The organism is Micromonospora sp. NPDC048894, from assembly GCF_040649765.1.
GTDB classification, from domain to species: Bacteria; Actinomycetota; Actinomycetes; order Mycobacteriales; family Micromonosporaceae; genus Micromonospora; species Micromonospora antibiotica.
In genome coordinates this window covers 266,443-276,071 of sequence record NZ_JBEZFY010000009.1, presented here as the reverse complement: position 1 = coordinate 276,071, position 9,629 = coordinate 266,443, and the positions used below count along the sequence as shown (strand labels likewise).

Genomic DNA, 9,629 nt, shown 5'->3' with positions numbered 1-9,629 from the left:
GAGGGTGTGGGAGAGTAGGACACCGCCGGACAATCTTTGGTTGAGGCCGACCCTTCGGGGTCGGCCTCAACTGTTTTCACGCCCCGAACACGCCACCGGGTCACACCGTCCACCGGCACGGCCGCGGGACCGGTGCAGCCTGGCAGCACGAGGGCCCGCGTCCAGAGCCACGGGGGCCCGCGTAGAGCCACGGGGACCCGCGTCCGGAGCTGGTGCCGCCTTCGGTGAATCGCCCCGAGCAGCGGGCTTCACCTCGTACCGTCGATGCGGGACCCGGCTCCGGAGGGACCCACACCCAGCATGGCGGGAAACGTGACGTGGAGTACGTCGTGTCCGCAATCGCAGCGGACCGGGCGGGGTACCTGCTGACCGTACGACCGGAACTGACCGTCGGGACCGGCGGAGGCAGGAGTGGTCATGAAGATCGGAATCATTGGTTCGGGGCACATCGGCGGCACCCTCACCCGGCGGCTGAGCGCCCTCGGGCACGACGTGACAGTCGCGAACTCGCGGGGCCCGCAGAGCCTCACCGAGCTGGCCCAGGAGACCGGGGCCACCGCCGGCACGCTGGACCAGGCCGTCCAGGACGCCGAACTCGTCGTGGTGGCGATCCCGCTGCTCGCGGTGCCGGGGCTGCCGCCCCAACCGTTCGACGGCAAAATCGTCGTCGACGCCAACAACTACTACCCGCAGCGCGACGGTGACATCGCCGAGCTGCTCGACCGCAGCCTCAGCTCCAGCCGGTGGACCGCCGACCATCTCAAGGGCGCCCGGGTGGTGAAGACCTTCAACAACATCCAGGCCGCGCACCTGATGGACCACGGCAAGCCGGCCGGGGCCGGTGACCGGATCGCGCTGCCGGTGGCGGGTGACGACGACGACGCCAAGCAGGTGGTGATGCAGCTCGTCGACGCGCTCGGCTTCGACCCGGTGGACGCCGGCACGCTGGACGAGAGCTGGCGGCAGCAGCCCGACACCCCCGTCTACGGGACCGACCGCGACGCCGAGGGCGTCCGCCAGGGACTCGCCGACGCCCGCCCCTGACCGGGGCCGACCCGAAAGAGCACGAGAGCCCCGCCGGTGTCGCCGGCGGGGCTCATCCGTGCCCAGCCCACCCGGGTCAGAGCGGGCGGGTGGGGAGAGGTGAGGGGGATCAGGAGGGTTTGGGACCGCAGACGAAGTTCGGCTCGGGGTCGTAGGTCCAGCTGAACTTCTCCCGCTTGACGACCTTGCCGTCCTTCTTGATGACCCGGAACGCGTCCTGGGTGAAACCGGTGCTGCCGGCGGCAGCGATGCACGTCGGGCCGGGCTCCAGGTAGACGGTCCTGGGACTGGTGACGTTGCGGCGTGGGCCGTACTCGGTCTTCACGCTGTCGTAGATCTTGGTGCTCCACATCGACACCGTGATCGTGTTCGAGGTCCAGGCCGTGTCGATCAGCACCCCGTGCGGGGTGTTGTTGCGGAACTTGAAGTCGAGGTCGGGCCAGAAGATCGTCGACTCGATCACCGCCGGGTAGCGGCTGAAGTAGAACGAGTGCGGCTTGTGCTCGACGTCCTGGAGGCCGGCGTAGTAGCTGGCGTTGAACAGGGTGGTGGTGAACTGGGAGACACCGCCGCCGACCCCGGGGACCAGCTTGCCGCCGAGGATCACCGGGGCGTCCTTGTAGCCCTGGGCGTAGCCGCGCTCGCCGGTGTGCGCGTTCAGCGAGAAGGTCTCACCCGGCTGCACGATCGTGCCGTCGACGTCCTTCGCCGCCTGGATGATGTTCTGGCTGCGCGGTGAGGACAACCCGCCGGGGAACTTCGTGGAGAAGGTGGAGACCCGCTCCTTGATGCCCAGCTCGGCCAGCTTCGCCTCGGTCAGCTCGGGCTCGGCCTCCTTCAGCTGCCCGGTGACCGTCCGGCCGTCCGCCTTCGGTAGCACCGCGAGCAGGTCCCGGCTCAGCGCCGCCGAGTCGAGCTGCTTCCCGGCCCGCCCCGGGACCACCTTCGGCTTGCCGGCCGAGATGGTCAGACCGGCATCCTTGGGCGTCGACTCGATCGCGGCCAGCTTGCTGCCCAGCGCCGACCGGAGCCGCTTCACGTCGACCTTCGGCGTCAGCTTCCCCTCGTCGTCGGCCGAGAAGCGCAGCGCGCGGGCGATCGCCGCCGGTGGGACGCTCACCGACCCCTTGTCGGAGGTGATGGTGACCGGAGCGGCGACGGCCGGCTTCGCCAGCTCGGCGACTAGCCGGTCCACCTCCTCCCGGGTCGTCACCGGGTTCTTCTCCACCACCGGCACCGTCACCGGTTGCCCGGCCAGCCAACCCGTGCGGACCACCCGGGCGGACTGCTCCGCATCGAGGGTCAGGCTCGGCTTGGGGTAGACCGGCTTCGGGGTGGTGCCGGTGAAGATGATCGCCGGCATCGTCATGTCCCGGCCCTGCTTACCGAGGATCTGGCGCAACGCCGCGTCCAGCTTGGCGGCGTCCACCGTCACCACCGGCTCGACCGTACGGGAGCCGAACAGCCGGTCCACCGGGTGCGCCTGGGTGTCGGTGGCGGCGGCGACGGTGGCGTCCACGTCCACCGTCAGGCCGACGTCGGCGGGATTGACCTCCGCCCGGTTCTCCCCCACCACCACGGTCAACGGCGCGTTGAGCCTGCCGGCGCGCTTCTCCAGCTCTGCCCGCAGCTCCTTGGCCGCGTCGGCGCGGCTGCGGCCACCCAGCTCGGTGCCGAGCACGCTCGTGCCGCGCGGGACGTCCCCGGCGTACGCCCAGGCGCCCACGCCGACCACCCCGGCCAGCACCGCGGTGGTCACGCCACCGGCGAGCAGCACCCGCCCGCGTCGCCACCACGGCCGACCTCCGGTGCCCGAGCCTGCGGCCCCGCCAGCCGTCGGAGGCTCGTCCTCGCCCGGCCAGCTCACCGCGGTGACCTGCACCGTGGGGCGGTCGTCGGAGACCTGATTGTCGCCGTACAGGGTCACAGCCACCTCGATCGGACGTACCACGTGGGGGGTTGCGGCCCCCAGGGACACCTACGGTAGCCAACCGGACGGCCAGCCGACAGCGTGCGTCCGGCCATCCTCACCACCGCGTGTCGTAGCCGGTCACACGGTGTATGACCGATCGTGGCACGGTGTCCGGATGCGCCGACCGGGGCCGCCCTGCGGGGGCGGACGAATCGGCCGGGCGGGGGCGTCGCGCGGTGACCCGGAGTGGCTGGCGGCACAGTTGCGCACCCCCCGATCAGCCGGCCGCCGCCGGCCACCGCGACCCCGTGGCGTCTGCACGCCGGGGGCCGTGGCGGGGTCGGGACGTTCGCGGCGGAAGCGGAAGCGGGGCCGGGACGGTCGCGGGCAGGGTCGGAACGGCGGAAGCGGAGGCGGGGTCGGCGAGGGTCGACGCCCGCCGATCAGCGGACCCGGACGCCGACCTCCGGGGACGGCGGCCCGTCGTCCCGCCCGTCGGTCACGGCGACCCGGAACCGGTAGTCGTGCCCCCGGGCCAACAGCACCGCCTGGTGCCGGGTCTCCCACACGGGGTACGGGCCGACCCGCCACCGCTCCCCGGTGGTGGCGTCGCGCCAGTGCACCCGGTAGGCGAACCCCGGCCCGGCCGACCGCCAGGTCAACCGGACCTCGCCGCTGCCGGTGGCCGTCACGTCGAGCCCGGTCGGGGTGGGCAACTGCGGGGTGACCCGGACCGGTGCGCTGCGGGGGCCCGCACCCGCCTGGTTGGTCGCGGCCACCGTGAACTCGTACTCGTGCCCGTTGCGCAGCCCCGGCACGACGGCCCGGGTGCCCCGGGTGGGGATCTCCTCGGCGGTGAAGTCGCGTTCCCCGGCGCTGACGTCCCGCCGGTACACCCGGTGCCACCCGTCGGCTACCGAAGCGCGCCAGGTCAGCTCCACGCTGCCGACCCCGGCCTCGGCGCGCAGGTCCGTCGGGGCGACGGTGGGGGCGGTGAACCGGGCGCGGGCCCGCACCGGCGCGGACCGGGCCCCCGCTCCGCCGTCGTTGACCGCGTCGACTGTGAACTCGTACTCGTGGCCGTGGGTCAGGTGCCGGGCGACGTGCCCGGCGCTGACCTCCACCGCCGGTGGGCCGTCCTGCGGGGTGCCGGCGGTCAGGTCGCGGCGGCACACCCGGTAGGAGACACCCGGGCCGAGCGTCCGCCAGGACAACCGCACGGTGCCGTCCGGCTGCCCGACGGCGACCAGCCCCGGCGGTGGGGCGGGCGGGGTGACCAGGGCGGTCGCCCGGACCGGCTCGGACGGTGGGCTGTCCCCGCCACCACCGACCGCGACCACGGTGAACGCGTACGTGTGCGCGTGCCGGAGGAACCCGACGGTGGCGGTGGTGCCGGTGAAGGTGCCGACCGTGGTCTCCTCCCCGGTGCCCAGGTCGTGCTGCGTCACTCGGAAGAGCTGGACGAACGGCACCGGCTCCCAGCCCAGTGCGACGTCACCGGCCCGGCCGGGCACCGCCCGCAGGCCCTGCGGTGGTGGCGGTGGCGGCACCGTGGCGGTCACCCGGCCGACCGGTGAGGGTGCGCTCTCGCCGCTCCGGCCCAGCGTGCTCACCCGGAACTCGTAGTCGTGCCCGTTGGTCAGGAAGTCGGCCGAGAACCGGGGAGTGGTGGTCGGCTCGCCGATCCGGACGAAGTGGGTCTGGCCGGCGGTGACGTCCCGCCGGTGCACCTGGTAGCGCAGCTCGTCGTCGGCGCGTACCGGCGGCCAGTCCAGTTCGGCGGTGCCGGCGCCGCCCGGTCGGGCGGTGAGCGTCGACGGCGCCGGGGGGAGGTCGGCGTGCTCCGGTCGGTCGCGGGGCCACACCAGCTCGACGAAACGCGGCCGGTAGAGGCCCGCGTCGGCGTAGGTGACCGAGTCGTCGACGTCGTTGACGTTGTAGGACAGGAGCAGCCGACCGGGGCGGGCCAGCTCCGGGTGCAGGTCGACGTCGTAGACCAGGTGACCGGCGGCGGTCTCCGGGGCTTGGTGCAGGTAGTCCGGGCCGGTGAACGGGCCGGTCGGCGCGTCGGCCGAGTAGGCCACCAGATCGCCGCTGAACACCAGGTTGTTCTCCTGGGTGACCAGCACGTACCGACCGCCGATCCGCTGTACGCCGTAGGCGGTACCGACGCCGCTGAGCAGCCGGGTCGAGGCGCGGTCGTCGGTGGACCAGCCGTCACCGGTCCAGAACTCCCACCGGCCGGTCAGGTCGTCCCCGGTCACCCGGGCCAGGTGGGCGAACTTCGCCCCGCCGGCCGCCTCGGTGCCGTACACGTAGGTGTGCCCGCCGTCGCGGAGCAGCTCCGAACCCCAGGAGACCCGGGCGCCCAGTGGCAACGGGCGGACCCCGGTGGGGGTGAGCGTGGGCAGTGCGAAGCTGGCCAGTGCGGTGCCGACCAGGGTGTGGTCGAGCGGGCTGAGGCCGGTGCGCCGGTAGCGGTGGACCAGCACCTGGAGGGTGTCGCCGGAGACGGTGGCGTCGCCGATCCAGGAGAACTCGCCGGGTGCCGTCGGGGGCACCAGGTCGCGCGGGTCCTCGGTGGTGCCGCCGTGCACCGTCTCGGCGAGCCGGTCGCCCCGCTGCACGATGGCCGAGTTGTGGATGAAGGGTGCGGTGCGGGGCCGGGAACCGTCGGGGTGCACCGGGCCGAGGAACGTGTCGGAGAAGAGCCAGAGCAGCCGGCCGTCGGGCAGTCGTACCGAGGCCGTCCGGTCGGCACCGTTCCACCGGCCGGAGGTGTCGCCGTAGTCGTCGAAGGCGGCGGTCAGCCGGGCGGCAACCGGCCCACTGTCCGGCAGGGCCCGGTGCGGTGCCGCCCCGGGCACGGTGGCGAGCAGGACGAGCAGCCCGACGACGAGCAGCCAGCGCACCGGCCGGCGGGTGCCGGTCAGCCCACGGCGGACGCCGGCCAGCTGCCGGACCGGGTCGACCACCGCCACCAGAAACCCCCGTCTACCGGTCACCTACCGGCAGGGTGTCACGACCCGGGACGGCGACGGTAGCCGTCGGAAGGGTGGAGGCGACCGACGCATCCGTTCTGCGGTGGATTGTCGACACTGCGGTGCCGACGGCGGTGACCGTCGCCGTGACCAGGGCCGCCCCGGCGATACCGGCGACGGTGTGCGGCACGACCGTGGCGGTCGCGGCCACGAAGCCGACCGTGGAGATCCACAGTGGTGCCGAGGGCCACCGGGCCGACGCCGCGACCCGGGCGTTGATCAGCACGAAGACCAACGCGTACAGGGCCCCGGTGGCGGCGAAGAGCGGTGCGAGGCCGCCGTACCGGGCGTACTCCGGGCCACCGGCCAGCCCGAACGCCAGCCCGCCGGCCAGCGCCGAGGCGAGCACCAGCGCCGCCCCGGCCGCACCGACCAGGAGCAGCGCCGTGCGCAGCGTCCCCCGGTCGCCGCGGGCCAGCCGGGGCAGGGCGATGACCGTCACCACCTGGGGGGCCCACAACGCGCCCTTGGTCAGCACCGTGCCGACCGCGTACGTGCCGGAGGCGTCGGGGGGCAGGAACCGGCGGGCCAGCAGCAGGTCGGCGTACGACACGACGAGCATCGCCAGGGTCGCCCCGCTGGCGGTGAGCACCGTGCGGGTGGTCAGGGTCGGGGCCACCGGGTCGAGACCGGCCCCCCGGTTGAGCCGGACCAGCAGCGCCAGGACCAGTACGGAGGTGACCGCCCCGGCCAGCAGCGCCCCGGTCAACCCGCCGCCCAGCGCCAGTCCGGCGATCATCCCGCCGTAGCGGCCGGCGGCGAGTAGCGCCATCCCGCCGGCCAGCCGCAGGAAACGCTGGTCGCCCTGGAGTTCGCCCAGCCACCGGCCGGCGGCCACCACCGCCACGGTCAGCACCCCGAGCAGCAGCACCGCCGGGCCGGTCAGCCGCAGCCCGACGGCGGCCACCGGCAGCAGCACGGCCAGCAGCGCGGCGGTCACCGCCACGGTCAGCAGGGTGGGGCGGGCGGTGGCGGCCCGGCCGTGCCGGGCCCGGTGCACGGCCACCGCGATCTGGAGGCCGGTGCTGGCCACGCCGCCGATCGCGCCGAGCGCCAGCAGGGTGGCCAGCGCGCTCAGCTCCGCCGGGGCGAGGTGCCGGGCAGCGAGGACCGGCACCACGTAGGCGAGCCCGTTGACGAAGACCCCGGCCAGGGTGACGGCCACCCCGGCGACGCCGATCCCGACCGTCCGACCGCGCCCGTCGCCCGACCCCGCACCTGGCCCGTCGACCGACCCCTGACCTGGCCCGTCGCCTGATCCCTGACCTGGCCCGTCGCCCGGACCCCGGCCCGTGACGTCGCCGGGTCGCCGGCTGTGCCCGTCGGGGGCCTCGGGTCCTCCGACGGCCCCGGGTCGCCGGCCGTGCCCGTCGTCCGATGTTGTGCCCATCACCGCTCCGTGTCGCCGGCCGCGCCGGTCGTCCGCTGCCCGCCCGTGACCGTCCCGGGTCGCCGGCTCCGCCGGTCACCAGCAGCGCAAGTACAGTGTCGCCACGCCGGCGCCGATCGCCGGGTCAGCCTAGTGAGGAGGTCAACCCCTGCGGGAGAGGTCGATCCTCGTCGCCACCGGGCTGGCCGTCACCGCGCTGGTGCTGGCTCCGCTGGCCGCGCCCGGCTATGTGCTCAGCTATGACATGGTCTTCGTGCCCCACCAGCCGTGGCGGGCCGAGCTGGTCGCCCCGGTCGACTCGCTGCCCCGGGCGGTGCCGCTGGACGCCCTGGTCTCGCTGGCCAGCCAGGCGGTGCCGGGATGGCTGCTGCAACGGGTGGTGCTGGCCGGGGTGCTGCTGCTCGCCGCGATCGGGGCCGGCCGGCTGGTGTCCACCGGGCAGCCGGTCGTGCGGGTGGTCGCCGCCGTCGGATACGCCTGGACGCCGTACCTGGCGGAGCGGCTGCTGATCGGGCACTGGGGGCTGCTGCTGGCGTACGGGGCGCTGCCGTGGCTGGTCGACGCCGCGATCCGGGTGCACCGGCCAGGGGGGCTGCGCCGGCTGCTGCTGGTCGCGCTGCCCGCCGTGGTGACCCCGACGGGTGGCCTGATCGCCCTGGTCACGGTCGCCGTGCTGGTCGCCCGACGGGGTGCCGCCCGGACGACCACGGTGGCCGTCGGCGCGCTGCTGGTGCTGAACCTGCCGTGGCTGGTGGTCGCCGGGTTGAGCGCGGCGGACGCCCGGACCGACCCGGCCGGGGTGGCCGCCTTCGCGGCGCGGGCCGAGAACTGGAGCGGGGTGTTCGGCGCGCTGGCCGGCACCGGGGGGATCTGGAACGGGCAGACCACCCCGCTGAGCCGCTCGTCGCCGTTGACGCCGGTGGCGACGGTGCTGCTGCTGGTGCTGGCGGGGTACGGCGTCCGGACGTTGCGCGGACGCTGGCCGGTCGGGGTGGCGGACCGGCTCGCCGGGTTGGCCGCCGCCGGATTCCTGACCGCCCTGCTGGGGGTGCTGCCGGGGGGTTCCACCCTGCTGGGGTGGGCGGTGGCGTCGGTGCCGGGGGCCGGGGTGCTGCGCGACGGGCAGAAGTTCCTCATCCCGTACGCGCTGCTGCTGGTGGTGGCCGGGGCGCTCGGCGCGGAACGACTGGCCGACCGGGTCGCCGCCCGGGGGGCGACCGGTGGCGCGCGGGCGTTGCTCGTCGCCGTCCTGCTGCTGCCCGTGGTGGTGCTGCCCGATCTGGCGTTCGGTGCGGCGGGCCGGCTGCGCCCGGTGACGTACCCGGCGGACTGGGACGCGGTGGCCCGCCGGCTCGACGGCCGGTCCGGGGAGGTGCTGTCACTGCCGTTCGGGGCCTACCGGGCGTACCCGTGGAACGACGGCCGGACGGTGCTGGACCCGTTGCCCCGCTACGTCGACGCCGACGTGCTGGTGGACGACACCCTCTGGGTGGGCGCGACCGGGGTGCGGGGGGAGAACCCGCGTGCCGCCGAGGTGGGCCGGGTGCTGGCCGCCGGTGGCCCGGTCGCGGTGACCGGGGTGCGCTGGGTGGTGGTGCAGCGGACGGTCGACGGCCAGCGGGTCGACCCGGCGGCGCTGGTCGGGTTGCGCGAGGTGTACGCCGGTGTGGACCTCACCCTCTATGAGAATCCGGCCGGGCGCTGACCGGAGCGGTCAGCCGTCCCGGGTGGGCGGCGGGGCGGCCGTCGACACCGACAACGGGCGGGTGCGGGCCGAGGTCCGGTCACCGGCGCTCCGGGCCGCCCGGCGGGCCGGCGGTGATCACCCGCGCGACTCTCCCGGTGTGGGCTACTTGGTGGTAACGTGCCGCGCACGCAGCTCACGAGGAGGAAAACAGCACCATGCGCAGTGCTCTCTCGTTGGTTCTGGTCGCGGTAGCCGCGATCGCTCTGGGTGCCTTCGGCACGGTGGCGTTGGCCACCACGCTGACGGGTACGTCGGCGGCCGAGGCGGCGAAGGCCGAGCAGGCCGCCCGCACCGAGTCCGGCGGCGGCAACGGTGGTGCCAACCAGCCGCTGGTCTACGGCACCAAGTAGGACTGTTCCACCTGCGCGACCGGTGACCCTGCCGGATCCGTCCGCCCGACCGGCGGCACCGCCGGACCCGATCGCCCGACCGGTGACCCTGCCGGCCCTGACTGCCCTGCCGGCGATCCCGCCGGAGCCTGCTGCTCGACCGACG

Annotated in this window: 4 protein-coding genes and 2 pseudogenes; 3 read left to right on the top strand and 3 right to left on the bottom strand. The window is 74.5% G+C overall.

What is annotated here, in order from left to right; translation table 11 throughout:
* Positions 1 to 408: 408 nt before the first annotated feature.
* Positions 409 to 1,044 (top strand): annotated as a pseudogene (locus tag AB0C22_RS21390) (NADPH-dependent F420 reductase); the annotation flags it as partial.
* A 109-nt stretch (positions 1,045 to 1,153) separates the two neighbouring features.
* Here the strand turns inward: AB0C22_RS21390 and AB0C22_RS21385 are convergent.
* From AB0C22_RS21385 to AB0C22_RS21375, 3 genes are all read right to left on the bottom strand, one after another.
* Positions 1,154 to 2,977, bottom strand: coding sequence for a VanW family protein (locus AB0C22_RS21385; protein ID WP_357536599.1), 1,824 nt, complete (start codon positions 2,975 to 2,977; stop codon positions 1,154 to 1,156).
* 422 nt (positions 2,978 to 3,399) lie between these two features.
* Entirely contained in the window at positions 3,400 to 5,961 is a 2,562-nt protein-coding gene (locus AB0C22_RS21380) for a DUF5005 domain-containing protein (RefSeq protein ID WP_357536597.1), read from the bottom strand.
* Positions 5,951 to 7,162, bottom strand: coding sequence for a polysaccharide biosynthesis protein (locus tag AB0C22_RS21375; RefSeq protein WP_357536595.1), 1,212 nt, complete (start codon positions 7,160 to 7,162; stop codon positions 5,951 to 5,953). Before AB0C22_RS21375 ends, AB0C22_RS21380 begins: the two co-directional genes overlap by 11 nt.
* A gap of 373 nt (positions 7,163 to 7,535) precedes the next feature.
* Here AB0C22_RS21375 and AB0C22_RS21370 point away from each other — a divergent pair.
* Together AB0C22_RS21370 and AB0C22_RS21365 are read left to right on the top strand one after the other, a co-directional pair.
* A pseudogene (locus AB0C22_RS21370) lies at positions 7,536 to 9,083 on the top strand (hypothetical protein); the annotation flags it as partial.
* Between the two features lie 206 nt (positions 9,084 to 9,289).
* Positions 9,290 to 9,484, top strand: coding sequence for a hypothetical protein (locus AB0C22_RS21365; RefSeq protein ID WP_208570806.1), 195 nt, complete (start codon positions 9,290 to 9,292; stop codon positions 9,482 to 9,484).
* The last annotated feature ends 145 nt before the right edge of the window (positions 9,485 to 9,629 follow it).

What these genes read in the sequence shown, in the direction of transcription:
- AB0C22_RS21365 (WP_208570806.1), top strand. Translation starts at nt 9,290, where the DNA reads ATGCGCAGTGCTCTCTCGTTGGTTCTGGTCGCGGTAGCCGCGATCGCT.